Source organism: Stenotrophomonas sp. BIGb0135 (assembly GCF_024810105.1).
GTDB lineage: Bacteria > Pseudomonadota > Gammaproteobacteria > Xanthomonadales > Xanthomonadaceae > Stenotrophomonas > Stenotrophomonas maltophilia_AB.
Genome location: NZ_JANUDX010000002.1, coordinates 115,488 through 141,260, shown reverse-complemented (window position 1 = coordinate 141,260; position 25,773 = coordinate 115,488). Strand labels below are relative to the sequence as shown.

The window sequence follows — 25,773 nt, the reverse complement described above, 5'->3', positions numbered from 1 at the left end:
GCGCGCCCATGATCACCGCCTTCTTCCGCTTCGAGCTGCGCGAGCAGCTCCGCTCCCCCCTGTTCTGGCTGTTGTCGCTGCTGTTCGCCGCGCTGGCCTTCGCCGCGGCCTCCAGCGATGCGGTGCAGATCGGCGGCGGCGCCGGCAACGTGCACAGCAACGCGCCGATTGTGATCGCCCGCTTCATGGGCGTGTTCACCATAATGGGCATGCTGGTATCCACCCTGTTCGTCAGCAATGCATTGCTGCGCGATTTCGAACTGGGGACTGCCGAGCTGATCTTCGCCAGCCCGATCAAGCGCCGCGATTACCTGGCCGGGCGCATCCTGGCGGCGTTGTGCGCCGGGCTGCTGTTCTACGTGATCATCGCCGTGGGCCTGTTCCTGGCCCCGTTCATGCCCTGGGTGGACCCGGCGCGGATGGGGCCAATCTCGCTGCGTGGCTACGCGTGGACGTTCGCCTTCATCGTGCTGCCCAATCTGGTGTTCACCACCGCGTTGCTGGCGATGCTGGCCGCGCTCACCCGCTCGATTCTGTGGGTATACATCGGCCTGGTCGGCTACTTCGTGCTGTACGGGGTGAGCGCCTCGTTGCTGCGCGACATCGACAACACCTGGATCGCCACGCTGGGCGAGCCGATGGGCATGCGCGCGCTCGGGCGCACCGTGCGCTATTGGGCGGCCGAACAGAGCAACACCCAGCTGCCGCAGGTGGCCGGTTACCTGTTGGCCAACCGCGCGCTGTGGCTGGGCGTTGCCGCTGCCTTGTTCGCGGCGACCTTCGCGCTGTTCCGCACCGAGCGCAGTGGCAGCGGGCGACGTCGTTGGGGCCGGAAGGCCGCCGCGCCGGCACCTGCCGCATCGCGTCCCGCGCAGTGGGGGGTGCCGCGCATCCGCCCTGCGTTCGGCGCGGCCACGGGCTGGCAGCAGTACCTGCGCCAGGTCCGCTTCGATACCGCCGGCGTGCTGCGCAGCGTGCCGTTCCTGGTGCTGCTGGTACTGGGCCTGGCCAACTTCATTCCCGGCGCGCTGACGCAGGAATCGTTGTACGGCACGCCGATCTACCCGGTCACCGCCGAGATGCTGGCCTCGCTGCAGGGCGCGTACAGCTGGCTGCTGGTGATCATCGTGCTGTTCTACGCCGGCGAGCTGGTGTGGAAGGAACGCACCGCGCGGCTCAATGAAGTCAACGATGCGATGCCGGTGCCGAACTGGGTGCCGCTGCTGGCCAAGTTCACCGTGCTGGTGGTGGTGATCGCCTGCTTCCAGGCGGTGGGCGCGGCGGTGTCGATGCTGCTGCAGCTGGGCCAGGGCTACACCCGGCTGGAGCCGCTGGTGTACCTGCAGACGCTGGCGCTGGGCTCGGTGTTCTATGTGCTGATGGGCGGCATGGCGCTGGTGCTGCAGGTGCTGACCAACAACAAGTTCGCCGGCTATGCGCTGCTGATCGTGGTGATGATCGGCCAGGTCGCGCTCGGCCTGCTGGACTACACCCAGAACCTCTACAACTTCGGCAACTGGCCCAACGCGCCGTATTCGGACATGAACGGCTTCGGCCACTTCCTGGTCGGGCAGCTGGCGTTCCAGAGCTACTGGGCGCTGCTGCTGGCCGCGTTGCTGTGCCTGGCGTCGGCATTCTGGGTACGCGGGGTCGGAATGGGCCTGCGCCAGCGCATCACTCTTGCCGGCCATCGCCTGCGCGGCCCCGCTGGTGTGGGTGCGGCGCTGGCCATGGTGGGCTTCGTGGCGGTCGGCGGCTGGCTGTACTGGAACACCAACATCCGCAATGAATTCCTGTCGCCGGACCAGCAGCGCGACCTGCAGGCGCGTTACGAGCGTGAGCTGTCCAAGTACCGCAACCTGCCCCAGCCACGCATCACCGCGGTGGACAACCGGGTCGACCTGCATCCGGAAACCCAGTCGGTCACCATCGATGCCGACTGGACCGTGCGCAACAGCCATGCCACGCCCATCACCGACATCCATATCGCGATGGACGACGACCGCCAGCTGGTGGCCGTGGACCTGGGCGGGCAGACCCTACGTTTCCATGATGTCGACCTGGGCTACCGCATCTACCACTTGAATACACCATTGCAGCCGGGCGAGGAGCGCCGCGTGCACTTCCGCGTGGACCAGCATCCCGATGGCATCACCGCCGGGCAGGCCCCCACCGATGTGGTCGAAAACGGCAGCTTCTTCAACAGCCGCATGCTGCCCTCGTTCGGCTACGACGAGCGCGCGCAGCTGGAAGACCGCAACGAGCGCCGCAAGCGCGGGCTGGGCGAGCCGACCCGCATGCCGAAACTGGAGGATGAGGCCGCACGCGCCAACACCTACATCTCCGACGATGCCGACTGGCTCGATTTCCGCACCACCATCTGCACCGCGCCGGACCAGATCGCCCTCGCCCCGGGCTACCTGCAGGAGGAAAAGACGGTGGATGGCCGACGCTGCTTCCGCTATGCCATGGACCGGCCGATGCTGAACTTCTACGCGTACCTGTCGGCGCGCTGGCAGGTCAAGCGCGGCATGTACAAGGACATCCCGATCGAGGTGTACTTCGATGCGCGCCACAGCTACAACGTGGACCGGATGATCGAGGCGGTGCAGAAGTCGATGGCCTACTACGAGGCCAACTTCACCCCGTACCAGCACCGCCAGGTGCGCATCATCGAGTTCCCCGGCTACCAGAGTTTCGCGCAGTCCTTCGCCAACACGATCCCCTACTCCGAGTCGATCGGCTTCATCGCCGATCTGCGCGACCCGGACAAGATCGACTACGTGTTCTACGTCACCGCGCACGAGATCGCACACCAGTGGTGGGCGCACCAGGTGATCGGTGCCAACGTGCAGGGCGCCACGGTGCTCTCCGAGTCGCTGTCGCAGTACTCGGCGTTGATGGTGATGGAGAAGACGTATGGCCGCGCCCACATGCGCCAGTTCCTGAAGACCGAACTGGACCGTTACCTGGCCGGACGTGGCGGCGAGCGCATCGAGGAGCTGCCGCTGGAGCGGGTGGAGAACCAGCAGTACATCCACTACGAGAAGGGCTCACTGGTGTTCTACCGCCTGCGCGAGGAGATCGGCGAGGCCGCGCTCAACCGCGCGCTCAAGCGCTTCCTGGAGGACAAGGGCTACCAGCAACCGCCGTACACCACCTCGCGCGAGCTGTTGGCCTACATCCGCGCCGAGACCCCGGCCGACCGCCAGCAGGTGGTCACCGACCTGTTCGAGAAGATCACCCTGTACGACAACCGGCTGCTGGAGGCCAAGGCGCGCAGGCGGGCCGATGGCAAGTACGAGGTCACCCTCGCCCTGCATGCCGAGAAGCGCTACGCCGACGGCGGCGGCAAGGAAGCGGCCGGGAAGATGGACGACTGGATCGAGGTAGGCGTGTTCGCCAATGCCGCCTCGGGCAAGGAGCGCGACCAGAAGGTGCTGTACCTGCAGCGCCACCACATCACCGAGGCGGCACCGACGATCACGGTGGTGGTGGACGGCAACCCGGATGAAGCCGGGTTCGATCCGTACAACAAGCTGATCGACCGGGTGAGCGATGACAACCGGCGCAAGGTGAGCCTGTAAACATGCAATCGCTCGTCCAGCACGTTATGCGGAGCTGGCAACGCACATCACCCCAGTGAGATAAGACATAAGGAATGTCAGATTGACCATCAGCATTGATACCGTCCACGCAGACATCGAAGCCCTTCGTCCGACGTCGAAGCGAAAGATCATTGACGTGGTGAAGGAAGCCGGGCAAAACGTGGAAGATTGGGCATCCAGCACGACAGGTAATCCAGACACGAACCCCAAGTACTGCTACGAGTGGTACTTCGAACAGGGCGACAATCAACCGCTGCTCTGCCTGTGGTTCGAAAGCCTCCAGTCCGACGCCTTGGGAGTGTTTCAGTCTTACTCCCTATGGCCGACCATAAAGTCCATGGAGAGCCAGAAGAATCATGCGGGGGCAAAACGCGCCGACCGACTGGATAACGGGCTGCAGCGCGCGTTCGCAAAAAAAATACCCGTTCGGGTTGCCTTGGTCGCAGGACGTATGCGTGCTGGATCCGAAGGCGATTCCTCCAAGGCCGACTATCGGGAGCTTGACCACGCCGAATGGATGGTCACTGACTTCAACCATACGGATGGGACGTTCACGATCAGGCGCGGCGTCAAGTTTGACAAGGGCGCTACGCAAGCAGTGTCAGCGCCCGCTCCTCTTGCCGACCCAGTTGACGACTGGCGAACCAACAGTGTTGTGGAAGACTTGGAAGATCTCGCGCAGCGAGAGATCTCACAAACAACCCGAGCGGCACTCGTAGACGCGCGACTGGGTCAAGGCGCATTCCGTACAGCCCTCATGCGCCACTGGGAAGAGCAATGTGCCGCAAGTGGCTGCACAGTCCTTTCCATATTGCGGGCTTCGCACATCCTGCCATGGCGAGATGCAAACGATGAGGAGCGACTTGATCCAGAAAATGGCCTTCTGCTAACTGCAAATCTTGACGCACTTTTCGACAGAGGTTTGATTACCTTCGATGAATCGGGGCACTTGATCACTTCATCGATACTGGCACCTGAAAGCGCAGCGCAGCTTCTTCCTCCAAAAGGACTGAGGCGAAGGCCTTCAGAGCGTCAGCGCCGATATCTTCAACTGCATCGAGAGACAGTCTTCCAAGCGTGATGCATCCTGATCGGGTGGCTGCGTCGAGCAGTCCTCGACGTAGTCTTCTCGCAACAGCAACGTCGGATACCTCCTCGGTTCATGCCTGGATGCTGACCGCCTCGCCCATCGACTGGCGCACGGCGGCGCTGAATGCATCCAGGGGGAAGGGCTTGGCGATCATCGCCATGCCCTCCTCGAGGAACGCCGCGCGCTCCTGGGCTTTTTCCGCATAGCCGGTCATGAACAGCACCGGCAACTGCGGGCGTGACTGCCGCGCGATCTCGGCCAGCTGGCGGCCGTTGAGCCCCGGCAGGCCGACGTCGGTGATGAGCAGGTCGATGCCGCGCGCGGACTGCAGGATCGGGATCGCGCCATTGGCATCGCCCACCACCTGTACCTGGTAACCCAGGTCTTCGAGCACCACGGTGACCAGCATGCGCACCTGCTCGTCATCTTCGACCACCAGGATGGACTGGCCCGCCCCCAGCGCGACGGTGGCCGCGCCCGGCGCCTTGTCTGGCTCGGCAGCGGGTTCGACCAACGGGATGTACAGCGAAACGGCGGTGCCCTGCCCCGGCGTCGAATCGATGGCGATGTGGCCGCCGGACTGCTGCATGAAGCCATACACCATCGACATGCCCAGGCCGGTGCCCTTGCCGATCGGCTTGGTGGTGAAGAACGGTTCGAACGCGCGCTCGACCACCTCGGGGGGCATGCCGGTGCCGGTGTCGGCCACGGCCACCACGGTGTAGCGTCCAGCCGGGATGGTGGCGACCTCGTCCTCGCCGAGCTGCACCGCGGTGGTGCTCAGTTCCAGCTCGCCACCGCCGGGCATCGCATCGCGGGCGTTGATGGCCAGGTTCAGCAGCGCGCTTTCGAACTGGTTGGTATCCAGTACGGCATGCAGGGGATCGCTGGCCAGCCGGGTGCGCACGACGATGCTCTCACCCAGGGTGCTGCGCAGCAGGTGCTGGATGGAGCCGACCAGCTGGTTGAGCTCCACCGGCTTGGCGTCCAGCGACTGCCGGCGCGAGAACGCGAGCAGGCGCTGGGTCAGGCCGGCGGCGCGCTGGCTGGAGGCGGTGGCGGTGTCCAGGAAACGTTCGAGGTCGTCGACGCGGCCCATCTCCAGGCGCATCCGCACGATGTCCAGCGCCGACAGGATGCCGGTCAGCATGTTGTTGAAGTCGTGTGCGATGCCACCGGTGAGCTGGCCGATCGCCTCCATCTTCTGCGACTGCCGCAACGCCGCCTCGCTGGCCTCGCGCGCGGCCATCTGCGCCTCCAGCTCACGGGTACGCTCGGCGACCATGGCCTCCAGCTCATGCGCGTGGCGCTGGCTGCTTTCCAGTGCGAGCTTGGCCACGGTGATATCGGTGACGAAGACATGGAAGCCGTCGATACTGCCGTCTGCGGCCACGCGTGGCGAGTAGCGCACTTCGCTGTCACGCCGCCCACCATCGGCGCGTGGCCAGCTCACCTCATACTGCACTTCCTCGCCGGCGAGCGCGCGCTGCATGGCCGGCAGCCGGGCCTGCCACACATCGACACCCACGACCTCGCCCACGTGCTTGCCGATGACCTGCCCGATCGGCAGGTCGAACCACGCTTCGTAGGCCTTGTTGGCGAACCGGTAGTGCAGGCTGCGGTCGACGAAGGCGATCAGCACCGGCATCGCATCGGCAATCAGGCGCAGCTCGGACTCGCTGCGCACCAGGGCCACGCGGCTGTCGGCCAGCGCCTGCATCTGGTCGCGGACCAGGTACTGCTTCTCGCGCGCGCGCAGCGCGCCCTGCACGGCGCTGAGCAGGGAGAGGCTACCCAACGGACGATCGAGCTCGATGACGTTGACCGAACGCGGCAACAGTCCGTCGGCCGGCGCACGCCGGTGCGCGCGCGGCGAACGCAGCAGGATGAACGGCAGGTCCGACCAGGCCGGCTGCGCGGCCAACGCGGCCACCAGCGCGTCGACTCCGCCGGCGACGGCTTCCTCGGTCACCAGGGCCACGCCGGCCTGTTCGTCGAGCGAGTCGCTCAGGGCCGCCAGGGTGGGCAGGATGCGCGTACTGAGCCCGGCGGTATGCAGGACGGTGGCGATGCTGTCGGCGTCGCGGCCGAACGGTGCGACGATATGGACGATGCCGGCCCCGTCGTCATCCGGCATGCGAGTGGCCCAGCAGCGCGGCACTGTCGCCCACGAATTCCGGCGTGCCGGTGAGGATGCCCCGGAATTCCTTCAGCGGGCCGCTCAGCGCCAGGCCCCTACCGTCGATCTTGAGCTCGCGGATGGTGTCTTCGTGCGCCCCGCCGCGGTTCTTGATCACCGAAATCGCCTTGCGGATCCGCCCCTGCGCCTCGAAGAAGCGGAACAGGATGACCGCATCGGCGATGTAGGACACGTTGAGGTTGCCGGTGGACATCGAGCCCACCAGGCCATGCTGCGGGTTGACCAGGAAGGTGACCACGCCCTTCTGGTTGAGGTAGGAGAGCATCTCGTGCAGCTGCAGCATGAGCTGCTTTTCCTGCGGCATGGCGGCGACGTAACCGTTGAGGCTGTCGATCATCAACACGCTGCAGCCGCGCCCCTCGACGGCCTTCTGGATGTTCCAGGAAAACTCGCCCGGGGAGATGTCGGCCGGGTCCATCTGCATGATTTCCAGCCGGCCCGATGCCAGGTGCTGGTGCAGGTCGATGTCCAGCGACTTGGCACGGGCCAGCAGGGTGCCCACGCGCTCGTCGAACTCGAAGATGCAGCACTGCTCGCCGCGTTCGCAGGCGGCCCAGATGTACTGCAGCGCGACGTTGGTCTTGCCGCTGCCGGCCGGGCCGGTCAACAGCGTGCAGGTGCCGCGCAGTGGGCCGCCGCCAAGCAGGTTGTCGATCTCGGCCACGCCGCTGCCGACCGCCGTTCCGTCGAACTGCTCGTGGTGCTGGTTGGCGATCAGGCGCGGGAACACCTCCAGGCCGCCGGCACGGATCACCATGTCGTGGTAACCGGCGATGAAGTCCACGCCCCGCAGCTTCTGCACCTGCAGGCGGCGCCGCGCCGGGCCGAAGTCCAAGGTCAGCCGTTCCAGCGAGAGCACGCCGTGGCAAAGGCTGTGCAGCTGGCCGTCGCGATCCTCGCTGGTGGAGGTGAGGTCGTCGACCAGGAAAACGGTGGCGCTCTTGGGCGCGAAAAACTGCTTGAGCGCCAGGATCTGGCGCCGATAGCGCAGCGAATCCTGCGACAACAGGCGCAGCTCGGAGAGCGAGTCGAACACCACGCGGCTGGGCCGGATGCGCTCCACTTCGCCCAGGATCAGGTTGACCGTTTCATCCAGCTCCACCTCCCAGGAGTGCAGCACCGACTGCAGGCGGCCATTGCCCAGCGCGTCCTCGGCCGAGCCCAGCTCGAACAGGTGCAGCCCGTCCAGCGACCAGCCATGCGCGGTGGCGACCTCGCGCAGCTCCTCGGCGGTCTCGGACAGGGTGATGTAGAGGCAGCGCTCGCCCCTGCGCAGGCCTTCCAACAGGAACTGCAGCGACAGGGTGGTCTTGCCCGACCCTGGGGGACCTTCCAGCAGATACAGGCGCCCCTGCGGGAAACCGCCGCGGAGAATCTGATCCAGGCCCTGGATGCCGGTGGTGATGCGGGAGGATTGTGTCTGCATAGGTTCGCCATTTTCGACGCGGCGAGTCTAGCAACGGGCATTGTGTAGATATTGTGTGACCTGCCTGTCTTGCTAGAAGCAGATTAAGCAATGTGTAAACGGCGTAAAACGCCCTCTCGGCCGCCCTCAGGCAAAGTCCTTGAGGATCTCGCCGATGCCGGCCGGCGACAGCTCCATGCCCAACCGGGTGCCCGGGTTGACCACGACACCGTAGCCCCCCGGCACGCGCCTGAGCACCTCGATCATCTGCATGCGGATCGTATGCGGCGCCTGCTGGCTGTGGAACCCGACCCGCGCGATGTCGGTGAACACCGCCACGTGCAGCACGCCCTGCTTGTCGAACAGCAGCGGGTCGAAGCCGCTGCCATCGGGGGTGACCAGGCTACCGGTCAGCAACACCACCTCGGCCGCGACGAAGGCCTTCATGAACAGCGCGATCGGCAACTGGCCGTCCATCGCCGACTGCAGCAGGGTTTCAAGCGGATTCTGCGGAGGCAGTTCGGTCACGGGCACTATTCCGGGGCGTGGCGGCCCCGGATTGTACCGGGAGTGCCGGCTGCCGGCCGGCCGGAGGCATACCCTGCCCCGATCGGCTGGCCGGCCAGTGGCTGGCGCTACCGTGCCAGGCGGGCGCTGCGCGCCTGCTGGTCGGCGGCGGCGCGCTGCAACTCGGCCTGCAGGGCGGCCTGGGCCACCGGCGCGTCCAGCAGGAACACCCGCACGCCGTGCGCCGGCACCTCGGCGGTCAGGCGGTCCTTGACCTGCTGGCTGCCGCCGCCCAGCGCATCGCGCCAGGTGCCTGCCTGCACATAGCGGCGCACCTCGATGTTGCGGGCGGCATCGCCCTTGTTGAGCAGCACCAGCGCCGTCTGGTGCGTGTCGCCCTGCTGGAGCACCCGGAAGAACACCGCTTCATCGCCCTGCAGCCGCTCGTTGACCTGCAGGCCGCGTTGCAGGGCCGGCGTGGCCGCACGCAGCTGGGCGATGCGCTGCAGCGGGCCGTAGATCGGGCTCTGCGCGGCAGCGTCGACGCTCGCCTGGCCGAAATAGGCGCGGTTGCCGGCATGTTCGGCGCGGCTGCGCATGAAGCCGGTCTCCGAGCCGTAGTACAGCACCGGGATGCCACGCGCGGTGAACAGCCAGTTGTGCGCGTCGATGAAACCGCTGTCGGTGGCGTCCAGGCGGGCCATGTCGTGGTTGTCGTAGAAGCTCATCAGCTCGTACGGGTTGGCGTACGGGCCGCCGACCAGGTGCAGGGGCTCGGCCAAGGACTCAAACCCCTTCTGCTCCTTGCCGAACACCGACGACAACGCGCCGCGCAACGGGAAATCGAGCACGCTGACGTTGGCATTGGCCGGCCAGGTGTGTTCGGCGATCTTGCCGGCGTCGTAGTCGAAGGCCTCGCCAAACATGAACATGCCCGGATGCGCGGCGCGGATGCGGCCGACGAATTCGTGCCACCACGGGTGCGGCAACCAGCCGATGGTATCGATGCGCAAGGCGTCCACGCCCTGCGCGGTCCACTGCAGGTAAGCCCCGACCAGGTAGTCCATCACCGCCGGGTTGTGCTCGTTGAAATCCGACAACTCGGCCAGGTTGCCATCGAAGATCGAGCCGTCCTTGCCATCCACCGGGCCGATGTTGTTGTAGAAGGCGTGCAGCGGGGTGTGCGCCGGGTCGAGCTGCTGCGGCGGCAGGTTCTGGTGGTCGGCGATCAGCGTGCCGTCCTTGCCGAAGATCTGCCCGAACTGCGGCTGGCGGGTGGGCATGGTCCAGGCCGGCGAGCCGTGGTTGCCGACGATGTCCAGCACCACTTTCAGGTTGGCCGCATGCAGGCCACGGGTAAGCCCGGCAAAATCGAGGTCGGCACTGGGCAGGTGTTCATCGAGCCTGTAGAAGTTGATGCCCCAGTAGCCGTGGTAGCCGGTCTTGCCGCGATCGGTCAGCGTGCTGCTGCAACTGATCGGCTTGCTGCCGGTGAAGGCCTCGTCGGGGTTGTCCACGATCGGGGTGATCCAGACCGCGCCAAAGCCCAGGTTGCGGATGTAGTCGGCGTTGTCGAGCACGCCCTTGAAGTCACCGCCGAGGTAGCCGATGTTGCCATCGACCTTGTCCGGGCACGGCACCGGGATGTCGAAGGTACGGTGTTTGCCGCCCTGGTCGCGGTGGTCGTTGGACGGGTCGCCGTTGACGAAGCGGTCGGTGACCACGAAGTACACCGCGTCGCTGGCGAACGGCTCGGTGGTGCCCACGTATTCGGGGCGCGGCGCGGCGATGGCCTGCGCCGACAGCAGCGCGAAGGACAGGCCCAGCGACAACCGGGAAAAACCATGCATCAGGCAAGCTCCTGTGTGGAAGGCACGCGCAGCACGCACACACCGGCCACGAACAGGCTGGCGCCGCCCAGGGCGAGCACGTGCATCGGATCGCCGCCCAGCCAGGTGCGCAGCATGAAGCCCAGCGCGCTGGCGGCGATCAACTGCGGGATGACGATGAAGAAATTGAACAGGCCCATGTAGATGCCCATCTTGGCCGCGGGCACGCTGTCGGACAGCAGCGCATACGGCAGCGACAGGATCGAGGCCCAGGCGAAACCGACGCCGACCATCGACAGCAGCAGCCAGGTGGGATCATCGATCACCGCCAGCGAGATCAACCCCAACCCGCCCAGCCACAGGTTGACCAGGTGGCTCCAGCGCAGCCCGAGCAGGCGCACCATCGGCGGGATCAACAGCGCGGCCAGCGCGGCGAAGCCGTTGTACGCGCCGAACAGCACGCCCACCCAGTTGGCGCCCTCGTTGTACGCCGCCGACGCCGGATCGGTGGAGCCGAAGTGGGTGCCCGCCACGGCAGCGGTCGTGTAGATCCACATCGCGAACAGCGCGAACCACGAGAAGAACTGCACCCATGCCAGGCGCCGCATGGTCGGCGGCATCGCGCGCAGGTCATCGACGATCTGCGCCAGCATGTGCGTGCCGGGCAGCAGCCGCGAGGCGGCCAGCAGCAGGCCGTAGGCCGCACACAGCCCGGCCAGCACGTACAGCATCTTGTCGCCGCGCTGCGAGGCGATGGCCACGGCCAAGCCCGCACCGATCAGCAGCCACAGCGCACTCTGGGCCCACGGCGGCGGGCCGGCCCTGCGCGACGACTGTTGCGCGGCGGGCGGTTCGGCATCGGCGAAGCCCGCCAGCTCGGCCGGCGCATATTCGCGGGTGCTGAACACCGTCCAGCAGATCGCGCCCAGCAGCACCGCTGCTCCCACGTAGAACGCGTAGCGCACCGTGTCCGGCACCTGCCCTGCCCCGGCGGTATTGGCCACGCCAACATGGGCCAGGATGAAGGGCAGGAAGCTGGCCACGATCGCGCCGATGCCGATGAAGAAGCTCTGCATCGCATAGCCGGTGGGCCGCTGGCGCGGTGCGAGCTGGTCGCCGACGAACGCGCGGAACGGCTCCATCGACACGTTGATCGACGCGTCCAGCACCCACAGCGTGCCGGCGGCGATCCACAACGTGGGCGAATTGGGCATCACCAGCAGCGCCAGCGTGGTCAGCACCGCGCCCACCATGAAGTACGGCCGGCGCCGGCCCCAGCGGGTCCAGGTGCGGTCGGACCAGTAACCGATCACCGGCTGCACCAGCAGCCCGGTCAGCGGCGCGGCGATCCACAGCCCCGGCACCGCATCCATCGGTGCGCCGAGGGTCTCGAAGATGCGGCTGGCATTGGCGTTCTGCAGGGCGAACCCGAACTGGATGCCGAGGAAGCCGAAGCACATGTTCCAGATCTGCCAGAACGACAGCGTGGGCTTGGCCGGGCGGTTCATCGGGCTGCCTCCGCCGTGGCGGCGATCGGGGCGATCAGCAACGCGCTGACCGTGGCCTGGTTGAGCACGCCATCGCGGCCGCCCTTGCCGCCGTTGTAGCTGGCAAAGTGCGCCAGTGCGCTCATGTTGAAGCCCTCTTCCAGCGTGAAGCGGCAGCGGCCCCGGGGAAGGTCGAATTCGACCGCGGTGGAGGCCTGCGGACCCACGCTGTGCGGCATCACCACGCTGGCGCGCTGCGCCGGCTGGCCCGGGCACTGCGCGACCACCTGCTTCACCGCCGCGGTGACGCCGGTGTTGATCGGGCCGTTGGGATTGTCGTAGCGCAGGCGAACGCGCACGCGGGTGGGAGCGGCGGCGCTCCAGGCCCAGGCCGTGGCCCCGTTGAGGCGCTGCTGCGGGCCGACGCAGGTCGTCGGGCTGTGCAGGGATTCCAGCGCACCGTCGCGGCGGGTGAGGCTGAGGCAGTGCTGGTGGCCGTCGTCGCGGACGGTGAGCGGCGAGGCGGTGGTGACCTCGCGGCCGTCCAGCCACAGCACGTGGTTGGCGGGAACTGGAATCGACCAGGTCTTGCCGCGTTTGACCGGTTCGGGTGCGGTGGGGGTGGTGGGGGCATAGGCGGCTGCGGCTGCGGCTACGGAAGCGGGAGCAGGAGCAGGAGCAGCCGAGCGTGGCTCGGCTCTACCGGGGCCGGTTGCTGCGGTTTGTGGCTGCGCCATCAGTTGCACGGTGACGGTGTTGTTCTTGCGCACGATGTTCTTTGCCACCAGCAACGCGCCCTCCAGCTTGCGCGGGCGCTTGAGCACGTAGCGGGTCGTGCCGTCGTCCAGCTCGATGCTGCTGCGCTTGCCGAACAACTGCGGCACCAGCGCGGTCGGCAGTTTCGGGGCGACGTTGCCGTCGGCGTCCACGCCGAACACGCCCTCCAGCACCATCGACAGGTAGCCGGCCACCGACCACAACTGGCGCGGCGAGTTGACCACCGGGCCGCTCAACGCCCCTTCGTCGACATGCACCGCCAGGCGGCGCATCTCGTAGTTTTCCATGTTGGACCCGGCCAACGCGGTGCCGCGCATCAGCGATTCGATCTCCAGCTGGATGCGGGCGGCGTCATCGAGACGGCGTGCGGCGCGCAGCGAGTACGCACTGACGAACGGCCAGACCGCGCGATTGTGGTAGATCGGCTGCCGTGCCTCCTGTGGCCACACCACCGGGCTGCCCCCTTCCACTGCCGGGTAGTTGGCCAGCGCGCGACGCGCGCGGTCGGCGGGGAACACATCGGCCAGCACGCCCAGCGAGATCGCCAGCAGGTCGTACTTGGCGTACGGCACCGGGTGCGCCGCTTCGCCGATGTAGCTCATGTAAAGGCCGGCGTCCTCGCGCCAGAAGCGCGCGTCGATCTGCGTGGCCAGCGCATCGGCCCAGCCGGCGTACTGGCTGGCGCGGTCGTCGCCACGGTCGCGTGCGAGCCGCTCGGCCAGGCGCAGCGCCTGGTAGTGCAGCACGTTGGTGGACAGCGCGAACGACTCGCCGATGAAACGCACGTCCTGGCGGGTCCAGTCCGGGTAGGTCTGTTCGCGCCAGTCCAGGAACGAGGTCTCGCCGCGGTACAGGCCCACGCGCGGATCGAACACCGCGGCGCGGTCCTGCGCCAGGGTGGCCTGCAACGCCTGCCAGACCTGGTCGGCAAACGCGGGGTCGGCGAGCAGGCCGCGCGCGGCCAGGAACCACACCACGCGGTCGCTGCTGATCGGCCAACTGCCGCCCGAGCCTGTGTCCTGGGCCACGAACAGCCCCGGCGTCTTCCCGTCGCGCGCGGCCGAGAGCTTGAACTGCAGCGACTGCCGGGTCCGCACCGGGTCCAGCCGCGACAGCGCCAGGTCGGCGGCGAAGCTGACATCACGGGTCCAGACGTACGGCCAGCGTTCGCCGGTCTGGAAGCAGTCGCACGGCACCGGGTTGCCCTGGTTGAAGGCCGGATCGCGGATCGCGTCGACGCGGTCGGCGTCCAGCTCCTGCTGGGCCAGGGCGAACAGCGCATCGAACAGCACGCTGTCGGTGCGGCTGCGCATCGGCTGCGCGGCGATCGCCACGTCGTGCCCGGACGCATGCAGCTGGAAGCCGCCGTCGGCAGCAGGGGTGGCGCGCGCGGTGCGGCCATCGAAAGTGAGGTCCGCCGCGGTTGCGGTCGAACCCAGCGCCAGCCCGAGGGCAGCGGTCAGGCAGATCATCTTCAGCATCGAAGCGGCATCCCGGCTTGCACCCGGTGCCTCCCTCCCTCTTTGCACGCGTTGTGGTTACGCAGACCGCCACGACGATGGGCAACGGTTGCGCTCGCGGCCCCCTCCCAGGGTGCCTGGCCCCATGGTAGACGGCACGCCCGGATGCGCGCCCCTTTGCATACGTATTCATGGCGATGCGGCGGGACCACCGCGCTTGCGTGGCTATAGTCCGAGCCATGTTCCGGCCGCCTTGGGAGGGGAAATGCCGACGAAACCGCATCACGTGCGTGGATGGCACGCGCCTGGCCGCCTGCCCTGGCTGGCGCCCGGGTTGTCCCTGCTGGCCTTCATCGCCCGCGCCGAACCGGTCACGGTGGCCAGCGTCGCGTCCCCCGGCAACGTGTTGACGGTATCGCTGCAACTGGACGGCGGCACGCCCAGCTACCGCGTCGAACGCCTGGGCGAGACCGTGGTGGCCGACTCGCGGCTCGGCTTCCAGCTGCGCGATGGGCGGCTCGATCGCGATCTGACCGTACTGGGCCAGGCCACGCGTTCGTTCGACGAGACCTGGGAGCAGCCGTGGGGCGAGCGCCGTCGGGTACGCAACCACTACAACGAAGTGGCCGTCCAGCTCGGCGAGCGCGGCGGTGCCGGGCGCCGGTTCGAGGTGGTGTTCCGCGTCTACGACGACGGCCTCGGCTTCCGTTACCGCTTCCCCGAGCAGGCCGGCATGCGCGAGGCGATCATCGATGACGAGCTGACCGAGTTCGCGATCGCGCCCGACGCCACCGCGTGGTGGATCCCGGCCGGCGAACCGATCCACTACGAATACCTGTACCAGCGCACGCCGCTCGACCAGGTGCCGCTGGTGCACACCCCCATTACCCTGCGCAGCCGCGATGGCCTGCACGTGGCGATCCACGAGGCGGCGTTGGTCGACTACGCCGGCATGTGGCTGCGCCGCATCGACGGCCAGCGCCTGCGCGCGCACCTGTCGCCCTCGGCCGAAGGCTGGAAGGTGCGGCGCACCCTGCCCTTCGCCACCCCGTGGCGCACGCTGCAGATCAGCGACCGCGCCGGCGGCCTGGTCGAATCGGACCTGATCCTCAACCTCAACGAGCCCAACGCGCTGGGTGATGTGAGCTGGGTCAAGCCGTCCAAGTACCTGGGCGTGTGGTGGTCGATGCACCTGGACCAGGAAAGCTGGGCGACCGGCCCGAAACATGCCGCGACCACGGCGAAAACGAAGAAGGTGATCGACTTCGCCGCCGCGCACGGCTTCCGCGGCGTGCTGGTGGAAGGCTGGAATCCCGGCTGGGACGGCAACTGGGTGGGCAACGGCGACGCCTTCGATTTCACCCGCCCCACCTCCGACTTCGACATCGAGGCGCTGTCGGCGTATGGCGCGAAGAAAGGCGTGCGCCTGATCGGCCACCACGAAACCGGCTGCGCGGTGGAGCACTACGAAGACCAGCTCGGGGCCGCGCTGGACCTGTATGCACGGCTGGGCGTGGATTCCTTCAAAAGCGGCTACGTGTGCGACGACGGCCAGGTGGACCGGCGCAACCCGGCTGGCGGCCCGCTGTGGCGCGAGTGGCACGACGGCCAGTTCATGGCCCGCCATCACCTCAAGGTGGTGCAGGAAGCGGCCAGGCGCCACATCGCGGTCAACCCGCACGAGCCGATCAAGGACACCGGGCTGCGCCGCACCTACCCCAACTGGATCTCGCGCGAAGGCGCCCGTGGCATGGAGTACAACGCCTGGGGGCAGCCGCCGAATCCGCCCGACCACGAGGTCAACCTGGTCTTCACCCGCCTGCTGGCCGGACCGATGGACTACACCCCCGGCATCCTCAGCCTCAAGGGCCGTGGCGGCCAGGCCATCCCCAGCACGCTGGCCCGCCAGCTGGCGCTGTACGTGGCGATCTACAGCCCGATCCAGATGGCCGCCGACCTGCCCGAGCACTACCTGCAGCATCGCGAGGCGTTCCGCTTCATCGAGGACGTGGCGGTGGACTGGGACGACTCGCGCGTGCTCAACGGCGAGGTGGGCGACTACGTGACGATCGTGCGCAAGGACCGCCACAGCCGCGACTGGTTCCTCGGCAGCATCACCGACGAACACGGCCGCGTGCTGCCGGTGTCGCTGGGCTTCCTGGAACCGGGCGTGCGCTACCGCGCGGAGATCTACCGCGATGGCGACGGTGCGGATTTCCGCCGCAATCCGTTCGCCTTCGTCCGCGACACCCGCGAGGTCACCAGTGCCGACGCGCTGACGCTGGTGCTGGCACCCGGCGGCGGCCAGGCGATCCGCTTCACGCCGTTGTAAGGGTCCCGGCGCCCTGCGGAATGCCGGCCGTCGGCGCGTCTGGAGGAGGGCCCCCTGAGTCAGGGGGCGCTGCCGAAGGCACGCGGATTCGGGTGTATGTGAGACAGGGCTTCGCGGTGTGCGACGCAAACCGTGGCGCGGCAGCGCGACTGCGATGACGCACCTGTAACCGGTTCCAACGCGGTAAACGCCATTGAATACGTATGCAGGGTGATTCACGCCGATGGCGCGCTGCCTACCATAGCCACGCAGTCAACGGCCACCGCGCCATGACGCTCCCGGGTCTTCCGGGCAACCACAAAATCGATTGGCAACATTGCCTGGGAGGGGAAAATGTTGAACTGCAAGCGCAGCGCGCTGAGTATCGCGCTGGCCGTCGCCCTGACGCCGTTGGTGGCGTCGGCGCAGACCGCCGAACCCACTACGCCGACAGGGACCGCGGCCACCAACCTGGACACCGTGCAGGTCACCGGCATCCGCCGGGGCATCGAGAACGCGATCGCGATCAAGCAGGACGCCACTTCGGTGGTCGAGGCGATCTCGGCCGAAGACATCGGCAAGCTGCCCGATGTGAGCATCGCCGAATCGCTGGGCCGACTGCCCGGCCTGGCCGCCCAGCGCGTGGCCGGCCGCGCCCAGGTGATCAGCGTGCGCGGCCTGTCGCCGGACTTCGCCACCACCCTGCTCAACGGGCGTGAAGTGGTCAGCACCGGCGACAACCGCAGCGTCGAGTTCGACCAGTACCCCTCGGAACTGGTCAACGGCGTCACCGTGTACAAAACCCCCGATGCGGCACTGGTCGGCCAGGGCCTGTCGGGCACGATCGACATGCAGACCGTGCGCCCGCTCAGCTTCGCCGAGCGCGTGATCGCCATCAGCGGTCGCTACCAGAAGAGCTCGCTGGGCAAGGCCGCCAACGTCGACCCGTACGGCAACCGTTTCAGCGCCAGCTACATCGACCAGTTCCTGGACAACACCTGGGGCGTGGCGATCGGCTACGCGCACAGCGACATGCCGATCCAGGAAAACCAGGTGGGCCTGTACGAACCGTGGACCACCGAACAGACCGACCAGGGCAACCGCCCCGGTCTGGCCCCGGGCACGGTGTTCTCCGACGGCATCAAGGCGCTGCGCCGCACCGGCAACAACAAGCGCGACGGGCTGATGGCCACGGTGCAGTTCCGCCCGTCGAACGTGTGGACCAGCACCCTGGATGCATTCCACACCGAAGCCGAGCAGATCGACACCGCCAACCAGTTCGAGCTCAACCTCAGCAACTACAACGGCGGCTACACCCCGGGCCTGCTGATCACCAACCCGCAGGTCAACGCCGATGGCACCTTCACCGGCGGCGTGGCCACCGGCGTGTATCCGCTGGTGCGTGGCATGTACAACACGCGCAAGGACAAGATCGACGCGTTCGGCTGGAACAACGAGTTCAACTTCGAGCGGGTGAAGGTCGTTGCCGACGTGAACTACTCAAAGGCCACGCGCGATGAGCTGAACCTGGAGAACAACCTGCAGCTCACCCCGATGCCGCAGCTGGATTCGGTGGGCGTGGTGGTCAAGCCGGATGGTTTCTCGCAGATCAGCCCGGGCCTGGACTATTCCAATCCCGATGCGCTGTTCCTGACCAACACCATCTACGGCTCCGGCTACGGCAAGGTGCCGATGGTGGAAGACCGGCTGAAGGGCGCGCGCCTGCAGGCCACCTTCGCCCTGCCCGAGGCGATGAAGTGGTTCGCCGACGTGGACGTGGGCGTGAACTACGCCGACCGCCGCAAGGAGAAGACCCAGGCCGAGGGCAACATCCTGCTCGGTGACCAGGGCGATGCCAACATCGCCAGCGACCTGCAGTACGCCCCGGTCAACCTGGGCTTCGCCGGCATCGGCCGCATTCCGTCCTGGAACGTGCCGGCGGCGGTGGACCGCTACATGGTGTTCAACCCGGTCACCAACCTGGACTACCTGATTCCCAAGGCGTGGACGGTGCAGGAAAAGACCAGTACCGCCTGGGTGCGCGCCAACATCAACACCGATATCGGCGACGTGGGCGTGCGTGGCAACATCGGCGTGCAGATGGTGCGCACCGACCAGAGCTCGCAGTCCAACTACTTCGATCGTTCGCGCCCGGCAGGCCAGGAAGTGCTGCCGATCGATGCCGGCAAGACCTACACAGACTGGCTGCCCAGCTTGAACCTGGTCTTCATGTTCCCGCACCAGCAGACGCTGCGGTTCGCGGCGGCCAAGCAGGTGGCACGCCCGCGCGTGGACCAGATGCGCGCCGGCCTGGAGTTCGGCGTGGACACGTCCACGGGCAAGCCGGGCGGCAGCGGCGGCAACCCGCTGCTGGATCCGTGGCGCGCCAATGCCATCGATCTGTCGTACGAGAAGTATTTCGGCGAGAAGGCCTACGTGGCCGCGGCGATCTTCTACAAGGACCTCAAGTCCTACGTGTACACGCAGTCGCGCGATGATTACGACTTCAGCGACCTGCTGGCCAGCTACGTGCCGCCGCCGGGCATGATCGTGCCGGTGCAGCAGACCGGCACGTTCTCGGCACCGCAGAACGGTGAGGGTGGCACGCTGAAGGGCCTGGAGCTGACCGCATCGTTCCCGCTGGAGATGCTGACCGAGAGCCTGCGTGGCTTCGGCGTGCAGGCCAGCGCGACGTTCAACGACAGCGACATCAAGATCCTGGACCCGGAAAGCGCGTCCAGCGTGGGCAGCGATCCGATCAGCCTGCCGGGCCTGTCCAAGCGGGTGTACAACTTCACCGCCTACTACGAGCGCAGCGGTTTCGAAGCCCGCATCAGCCAGCGTCGGCGCTCGGATTTCATCGGTGAGATCGGCAACTTCAACGGTAACCGCACGCTGCGCTATGTGGTCGGCGAGAATGTCACCGATGCGCAGGTCAGCTACACCTTCGCCGACAGCAGCAGTCTGCACGGGCTGACCCTGCTGCTGCAGGGAAGCAACCTGACCAACGAGCCGTACCGCACCTACGCCGGCACCAAGGACCGTCCGCTGGAATACGTGGAATGGGGCCGCACTTACATGCTGGGCGTGAACTACAAGTTCTGATGCGGTAGTGCCATAGCTGCATCAACAGAGAACCCGCTGCTTCGGCAGCGGGTTTTTTGTTGGGCAATCGAAGGTTGCAGCGCGCAGGTCGGCGGATCGGGCGCTGGGTCCCCATGCCCGACCCACCGACCAAAGCCAGAAACGCCTGGCTTCCTCCTGCGCACCGCAAGCCGAGCCTCGTGGCAGCCGCTAGGCCCATGGGCAAAGTAAATGAGGAGGCCGCCCCGCGGCCGGGGGACACTACGCCAGGGGCCTACCGGCTGCTACGGGGCCCTCACGCTCGCGACCGACCCAAGCGGAGACACCACCCGATCCGCGCAGCGCCGGGACGCCCCGAGACCACATGCATATCGTCGTTCACCGTCCACCGTCCACCGTCCACCAACGCCATCGCAGCGAGACACTCCCCTCCCTGGGACAGGAACAAAAAAAGGGCGAGGCCAAAAGCCTCGCCCTCTCAATACCACCGGAAAACGTTCAGCCGCGACGCGCGCAGTACATCGATTGCGCTGGAAGCACCAGCTCGCCGGCGTCGGCGTGGCCCACGTCCGGGCCCGGCACGTGCAGCGCCTGCCATGGCCCCGCCGGCAACGCCACGCGCACCGCATCGGCCGACAGATTGAAGGCCAGCAGCAGCGTCTCGCCCGCGTGCCGCCGCTCGAACATCAGCACCGGCTCGGCCGTGGCCAGGAACACGATGTCGCCCACCAGCAGCGTCGGCATCGTCCGCCGCCAGCCCAGGAACGCGCGGAAGGCGCTCAACACCGAGTGCGGATCGTGCTCCTGCACCGCCACCGCCGCCGCCCGATGCTCGGCCGGGATCGGCAGCCACGGCTCGCCCGTGCTGAAGCCCGCCAGCGGCGCGTCCAGCCACGGCATCGGCGTCCGGCACCCGTCGCGGCCCTTGAAATTCGGCCAGAACGTGATCCCGTAGGGGTCCTGCAGCGCCTCGAACGGCACGTCCGCCTCGCCCAGCCCCAGCTCCTCGCCCTGGTACAGGCAGATCGACCCGCGCAGCGAGCACAGCACGGCCACCAGCAGCCGCGCCAGCCGCGGCTGCGCCGGATACCCACCCCAGCGCGTCACCGCACGCTCCACATCGTGGTTGGAAATCGCCCAGCACGGCCAGCCTTCGGTCATCGTCGCCTCCAGCCGCGACACCGTGTCGCGGATGTAGCCGGCGCTGAAATCCTTCACCAGCAGCTCGAAGCTGTAGCCCATGTGCAGGCGGCCTGGCGCCGTGTACTCGGCGGTGGTGGCCAGCGAATCCTCGGCCGAGATCTCGCCCAGGCTCACCGTGCCCGGGTACTCGTCCAGCAGCCCGCGCAGGCGTTCGATGAACCCGAGGTTCTCCGGCTGGGTATTGTTGTAATAGTGGTACTGGTAGGCGTACGGATTGTCCGCACTGAAACCGCGCCCCACCCGCTTCTCCAGCGGCTTGGCCGGGTTGTCGCGCAGCTGCGCGTCATGGAAGCAGAAGTTGATCGAATCCAGGCGGAAGCCATCCACGCCGCGGTCCAGCCAGAAGCGCACGTAGTCCAGCGTGGCCTGCTGCACGGCCGGGTTGTGGAAATCCAGGTCCGGCTGGTCGGCCAGGAAGTTGTGCAGGAAATACTGCTCGCGCCGCGGCTCCCACTGCCAGGCCACCCCGCCAAAGATCGACATCCAGTTGTTGGGCGGCGTGCCGTCCTCGCGAGGGTCGGCCCACACGTACCAGTCGGCCTTGGGATTGGTGCGGTCCTGGCGGCTCTCGCGGAACCAGGCGTGCTCGATCGAGGTGTGGCTGAACACCTGGTCGATCATCACCTTCAGCCCCAGCGCGTGCGCCTTGGCCAGCAGGCGGTCGAAGTCCTCCAGGCGGCCGAACAGCGGGTCCACGTCGCGGTGGTCGGCGATGTCGTAGCCGAAGTCGGCCATCGGCGAGGTGAAGAACGGCGAAATCCAGATCGCGTCCACGCCCAGCGCCGCCACATAATCCAGGCGTTCGATGATGCCGGGCAGGTCGCCCACGCCGTCGCCGTTGGCGTCCAGGAAACTGCGCGGGTAGATCTGGTAGATGACGGCGCCACGCCACCATGGAGTCTGCGACATTTCAGGGCCCCCTCCGGGCTTCCACGGCACCCGCATCGGGGTGCCAGAACGTAGCGACAAGCTTATCCGCGCGCCTCCGGCGATGGCGCCGCATGCATACGTATTCACGCCCGCGGCCGGCCCGGACCGCCCCGGATGGCCTTCGCGGGCGGAAAACCACCGCACCGCCTATAATTCAGCTCAAGCCTGAAAGTCAGACCGCATGACCATCACCGAAGACACCCGCCCCGCGCTGGGCCTGCCCCAGATCCAGACGCTCGCCGCGCCCGACATGGCCGCCGTCGATGCCCTGATTCGCCGCCGACTGTCCTCGGATGTCGTGCTGATCAACCAGATCGCCGACCACATCATTTCGGCCGGCGGCAAGCGCCTGCGCCCGATGCTGGTGATGCTGGCCGGCCACGCGGTCGGCCAGGCCGGCCCGGAGCACCACCAGCTGGCGGCGATCATCGAGTTCATCCACACCTCCACCCTGCTGCACGACGACGTGGTGGACGAATCGAGCCTGCGGCGCGGCCGCAGCACCGCCAACGCGCTGTGGGGCAACGCCCCGAGCGTGCTGGTCGGCGACTTCCTGTACTCGCGCAGCTTCCAGCTGATGGTCGAGCTGGACCGCATGCCGGTCATGCGCATCCTCGCCGACACCACCAACCGCATCGCCGAAGGCGAGGTGCTGCAGCTGCTGCACGTGCACAACCCCGACACCGACGAAGCCGCCTACCTGCGCGTGATCGAGCGCAAGACCGCGGTGCTGTTCGCCGCCGGCACCCGCCTGGGCGCGCTGGCCAGCGGCGTGGACGAGGCCACCCAGCAGGCGCTGTATGACTACGGCATGGCCCTGGGCTACGCGTTCCAGATCGCCGACGACGTGTTGGACTACTCGGCCAACGCCGACGAACTGGGCAAGAACCTCGGCGACGACCTGGCCGAAGGCAAGGCCACCCTGCCGCTGATCCACGCCATGGCGCATACCGACGCGACCACCCGCGAGCGCCTGCGCGAGATCGTGCAGAACGGCGATGCCGAGGCGATGCCGGAAGTATTGGCCGCCATCCACGCCACCGGCGGCCTGGAATACAGCCGTGCCCGCGCGGTGGAGTACGCCGACGCCGCCGAGCGCGCGCTGGACGGCCTGGCCGACAACGACGCCGTCGCCGCCCTGCGCGGCCTGGCCCGCTACGCGGTGCAGCGCTCGCACTGACGGAGGATGTGCCGGCCGACGGTCGGCTCTACCGGATCGTTCATACAGGCCGACCGCTGGGCGATGTGGTCCCGCATTCGCACGGGCCGACCGTTGGGGCCACGTGCTCCCTGATTCGCACGGGTCGACCGCCGGGGCGACGGGGTCCCGCATTCGTACGGGCCGACCGCCGGGGCGGCGTGGTCCCTCATTCGTAGAGCCGACCGTTGGTCGGCTGCTCTTCGTTCCGGCACCACGATCGCCGATGAATGCACCGCGCCGTGCGCGGTGCAGCCGACCAACGGTCGGCTCTACCGGATGGTTCGCACGGCCGACCGCCGGGCAACGTGGTCCCCCATTCGCACGGGCCGACCGCCGGGGCGACGTGGTCCCTCATTCGTACGGGCCGACCGCCGGGCAAGGTGGTCCCGCATTCGTAGAGCCGACCGTTGGTCGGCTGCTCTTCGTCCCGGCACCACGATCACCGATAAATGCACCGCGCCCTGCGCGGTGCAGCCGACCAACGGTCGGCTCTACCGGATCGTTCGCACGGACCGACCGCCGGGCAACGTGATCCCGCATTCGTACGGGCCGACCGCCGGGGCAACGTGGTCCCGCATTCGTACGGGCCGACCGCCGGGGCAACGTGGTCCTGATTCGTAGAGCCGACCGTTGGTCGGCTGCTCTTCGTTCCGGCACCACGATCACCGATGAATGCACCGCGCCGTGCGCGGTGCAGCCGACCAACGGTCGGCTCTACCGGATGGTTCGCACGGGCCGACCGCCGGGCGACGTGGTCCGTAATTCGTACGGGCCGACCGTCGGGGCAACATGGTCCCTCATTCGTACAGGCCGACCGCCGGGGCGACGTGGTCCCGCATTCGTAGAGCCGACCGTTGGTCGGCTGCTCTTCGTTCCGGCACCACGATCGCCGATGAATGCACCGCGCCCTGCGCGGTGCAGCCGACCAACGGTCGGCTCTACCGGCGTTTCGTCTCGAAGCGCTCCTCGAAGAACGCGTCCAGCGCCTTCCACGCGCGCTTGGCCGCGCGTTCGTTGTACAGGCATCCCGGCGGACTGTTGGCGTCCGATTCGGCGAAGCAGTGCACCGCGCCGCTGTAATTGGTGAACTCCCAGTCGACCTTGGCCGTGTTCATTTCCTGCTCGAAGCTGGCGATGTCGTCCTTGCTCACGCCCTTGTCGTCGGCGCCATTGAGCACCAGCACCGACGGATGGCTGCCACCGGCCTTGGCCGGCAGCGGTGAACCCAGCCCGCCATGCAGGCTCACCACGCCCGCCAGCGGCGCCCCGGCACGCGCCATCTCCAGCACGGTGGTACCGCCGAAGCAGAACCCGACCGCCCCGATCCTGCCTGCATCCAGCGGCGCCTTGCCCGCCTGCGCCTTCAGCACCTCGATCGCCTTCAGCGCCCGCGCACGCAGGACGGGCCGGTCGTTGCGCAGCTTGGTCGCCACCGGGCCGGCCTCGGCATCGGTCTTCGGGCGCACGCCCTTGCCGTACACATCGGCCACCAGCACCACGTAGTCATCGCCGGCCAGCTGCTTGGCCTTGGCAATCGCGGAGTCGTTCACGCCCTTCCAGTTGGGCACCATCACCAGCCCGGGCCGCTTGTCGCTGTCGCTGTCGTCGTAGACCAGGACGCCGCTGAACGTGGTGCCGTCCAGCGTCCACTCCACCGGCTTGGCCTGCATCGCCGCCAGGGCTGGCAACGCCGTCATCCCCAACAGCACCGCCGCACCCCATCGCCATTGCCTTTTCATGCGTCTGCTCCCGACAGAAAGAACCCCGAGTGTATGCCGGCCGCCTGACGACACCGTGTAGAGCCGACCGTGGGTCGGCTGCCGTTCGTTCGGTGACTGTTTCGCCACATCTGGCACGGAAATCGCCCCGCGCCTCGAAACGGATCGCAGAGGCCGCCCTCAACGGCTCGACGGACGCGTCCCCGATCTGGCAGGCTGGCCGCCCCCGCGTAAGGAACGCCCCGCATGACCCTTGTCGATCGCTTCCTCTCCGGCCTCGCACCGCGCCTGCCGGCAGACGACGCGCCGATGTGGGGCTGGATCGAAGGCGCCAGCAGCACCGACCTGCAGCGCCTGCGCGAACGCTGGCCGCAGGTTCCCGACAGCCTGCTCGCCCTGCTCGGCCGGGTCGATGGCACGCACTACCGTCCCTATCCCCAGGGCGAGGTCAACCTGCTGATGCTCGGCTCGGACCTCGGCAGCTACCCCTACTACCTACGCTCGGTCGAGCAGATGTTCGAGGACAGCGTCCAGTGGGACGGCTGGGGAGAGAGCATCCGTTCGATCTATGAAGAATGGCTGGAGGAAGACCCCGCGATCCTCGGCGCGGGCATCGATGCCGACCTGCCCATGGGCCGGCGACTGTGCTTCGCGCACTGCGCCAACAACGGCGGCACCTCGGTGCTGTACCTGGATTTCGATCCCGCACCCGGCGGCCGCGTTGGCCAGGTGGTGCGCTACCTGCACGACCCGGACAGCTACGCCGTGATCGCCCCCAGTTTCGATGCGTACCTGCAACAGCTCATCGACGGCGGTTACGCCTTCATCGACAAAGACGCCTGACCATCGCATCGATGGCCATGGTCAACCCCGCGCATCCCGTAGAGCCGCGCCATGCGTGGCTGCTTCTCGGCGCAGACCGCACAGCCACGCATGGCGTGGCTCTACCACGTTCGCATCAGC

Annotated in this window: 14 protein-coding genes; 6 read left to right on the top strand and 8 right to left on the bottom strand. The window is 67.4% G+C overall.

The genetic code is table 11. The annotated features are described in order from the left end of the window. Nucleotides 1-8: 8 nt before the first annotated feature. Nucleotides 9-3,587 carry a M1 family aminopeptidase gene (locus M2421_RS05035; RefSeq protein WP_259203778.1) on the top strand — a complete coding sequence of 1,193 codons (3,579 nt, stop codon included), beginning with the start codon at nucleotides 9-11 and terminating at the stop codon, nucleotides 3,585-3,587. A gap of 82 nt (nucleotides 3,588-3,669) precedes the next feature. Then, on the top strand, nucleotides 3,670-4,689 hold the full coding sequence (locus M2421_RS05030) for an HNH endonuclease (protein WP_259203777.1): 1,020 nt from the start codon (nucleotides 3,670-3,672) through the stop codon (nucleotides 4,687-4,689). A 79-nt stretch (nucleotides 4,690-4,768) separates the two neighbouring features. Here the strand turns inward: M2421_RS05030 and M2421_RS05025 are convergent, their stop codons facing one another. The 6 genes from M2421_RS05025 to M2421_RS05000 form a co-directional block, all read right to left on the bottom strand. Continuing rightward, on the bottom strand, nucleotides 4,769-6,835 hold the full coding sequence (locus M2421_RS05025) for a PAS domain-containing sensor histidine kinase (protein WP_259203775.1): 2,067 nt from the start codon (nucleotides 6,833-6,835) through the stop codon (nucleotides 4,769-4,771). After that, a complete protein-coding gene (locus M2421_RS05020) occupies nucleotides 6,825-8,324 on the bottom strand; it encodes an ATPase domain-containing protein (RefSeq protein WP_259203774.1) in 1,500 nt (499 codons plus the stop codon). The genes M2421_RS05025 and M2421_RS05020 overlap by 11 nt, the downstream gene beginning before the upstream one ends. A gap of 126 nt (nucleotides 8,325-8,450) precedes the next feature. After that, the gene (locus M2421_RS05015; protein ID WP_259203772.1) at nucleotides 8,451-8,831 is read right to left on the bottom strand and encodes an SseB family protein; all 381 of its coding nucleotides are present in this window, start codon (nucleotides 8,829-8,831) and stop codon (nucleotides 8,451-8,453) included. Nucleotides 8,832-8,938: 107 nt separating this feature from the next. Next, complete coding sequence (locus M2421_RS05010) at nucleotides 8,939-10,660, bottom strand: alpha-amylase family glycosyl hydrolase (protein WP_259203770.1); 1,722 nt, start codon at nucleotides 10,658-10,660, stop codon at nucleotides 8,939-8,941. Next, nucleotides 10,660-12,147, bottom strand: coding sequence for an MFS transporter (locus tag M2421_RS05005; protein WP_259203768.1), 1,488 nt, complete (start codon nucleotides 12,145-12,147; stop codon nucleotides 10,660-10,662). The genes M2421_RS05010 and M2421_RS05005 overlap by 1 nt, the downstream gene beginning before the upstream one ends. Then, complete coding sequence (locus tag M2421_RS05000; protein WP_259203767.1) at nucleotides 12,144-14,384, bottom strand: Six-hairpin glycosidase-like protein; 2,241 nt, start codon at nucleotides 14,382-14,384, stop codon at nucleotides 12,144-12,146. Before M2421_RS05000 ends, M2421_RS05005 begins: the two co-directional genes overlap by 4 nt. 244 nt (nucleotides 14,385-14,628) lie before the next feature. Between M2421_RS05000 and M2421_RS04995 the strand changes: the two genes are divergently transcribed. Next, nucleotides 14,629-16,695 (top strand): glycoside hydrolase family 97 protein, encoded by a 2,067-nt coding sequence (locus M2421_RS04995; protein ID WP_259203765.1) that lies wholly within the window; start codon nucleotides 14,629-14,631, stop codon nucleotides 16,693-16,695. Between the two features lie 333 nt (nucleotides 16,696-17,028). After that, nucleotides 17,029-19,779 (top strand): TonB-dependent receptor, encoded by a 2,751-nt coding sequence (locus M2421_RS04990; protein WP_259203764.1) that lies wholly within the window; start codon nucleotides 17,029-17,031, stop codon nucleotides 19,777-19,779. 477 nt (nucleotides 19,780-20,256) lie between these two features. Here M2421_RS04990 and M2421_RS04985 read toward each other — a convergent pair whose 3' ends face one another. Beyond that, entirely contained in the window at nucleotides 20,257-21,870 is a 1,614-nt protein-coding gene (locus M2421_RS04985) for an alpha-glucosidase (RefSeq protein WP_259203763.1), read from the bottom strand. Between the two features lie 202 nt (nucleotides 21,871-22,072). On the opposite strand from M2421_RS04985, the gene M2421_RS04980 reads away from it, so the two are divergent. Next, nucleotides 22,073-23,071: a polyprenyl synthetase family protein gene (locus M2421_RS04980; protein WP_259203762.1), complete on the top strand. Its 999-nt coding sequence runs from the start codon at nucleotides 22,073-22,075 to the stop codon at nucleotides 23,069-23,071. 959 nt (nucleotides 23,072-24,030) lie between these two features. On the opposite strand, the gene M2421_RS04975 is transcribed toward M2421_RS04980, so the two are convergent. Beyond that, entirely contained in the window at nucleotides 24,031-24,831 is an 801-nt protein-coding gene (locus M2421_RS04975; RefSeq protein ID WP_259203761.1) for a dienelactone hydrolase family protein, read from the bottom strand. A 225-nt stretch (nucleotides 24,832-25,056) separates the two neighbouring features. Between M2421_RS04975 and M2421_RS04970 the strand changes: the two genes are divergently transcribed. Next, nucleotides 25,057-25,653 (top strand): SMI1/KNR4 family protein, encoded by a 597-nt coding sequence (locus M2421_RS04970; protein ID WP_259203760.1) that lies wholly within the window; start codon nucleotides 25,057-25,059, stop codon nucleotides 25,651-25,653. Nucleotides 25,654-25,773 lie beyond the last annotated feature (120 nt).

Bases quoted from the DNA above. Each gene is read 5' to 3' on its own strand.
- M2421_RS04995 (WP_259203765.1), top strand. From the start codon at position 14,629: ATGCCGACGAAACCGCATCACGTGCGTGGATGGCACGCGCCTGGCCGC.
- M2421_RS05020 (WP_259203774.1), bottom strand. From the start codon at position 8,324: ATGCAGACACAATCCTCCCGCATCACCACCGGCATCCAGGGCCTGGAT.
- M2421_RS04985 (WP_259203763.1), bottom strand. From the start codon at position 21,870: ATGTCGCAGACTCCATGGTGGCGTGGCGCCGTCATCTACCAGATCTAC.
- M2421_RS05025 (WP_259203775.1), bottom strand. From the start codon at position 6,835: ATGCCGGATGACGACGGGGCCGGCATCGTCCATATCGTCGCACCGTTC.
- M2421_RS04980 (WP_259203762.1), top strand. From the start codon at position 22,073: ATGACCATCACCGAAGACACCCGCCCCGCGCTGGGCCTGCCCCAGATC.
- M2421_RS05010 (WP_259203770.1), bottom strand. From the start codon at position 10,660: ATGCATGGTTTTTCCCGGTTGTCGCTGGGCCTGTCCTTCGCGCTGCTG.
- M2421_RS04970 (WP_259203760.1), top strand. From the start codon at position 25,057: ATGACCCTTGTCGATCGCTTCCTCTCCGGCCTCGCACCGCGCCTGCCG.
- M2421_RS05000 (WP_259203767.1), bottom strand. From the start codon at position 14,384: ATGCTGAAGATGATCTGCCTGACCGCTGCCCTCGGGCTGGCGCTGGGT.
- M2421_RS04975 (WP_259203761.1), bottom strand. From the start codon at position 24,831: ATGAAAAGGCAATGGCGATGGGGTGCGGCGGTGCTGTTGGGGATGACG.
- M2421_RS05005 (WP_259203768.1), bottom strand. From the start codon at position 12,147: ATGAACCGCCCGGCCAAGCCCACGCTGTCGTTCTGGCAGATCTGGAAC.
- M2421_RS04990 (WP_259203764.1), top strand. From the start codon at position 17,029: ATGTTGAACTGCAAGCGCAGCGCGCTGAGTATCGCGCTGGCCGTCGCC.
- M2421_RS05035 (WP_259203778.1), top strand. From the start codon at position 9: ATGATCACCGCCTTCTTCCGCTTCGAGCTGCGCGAGCAGCTCCGCTCC.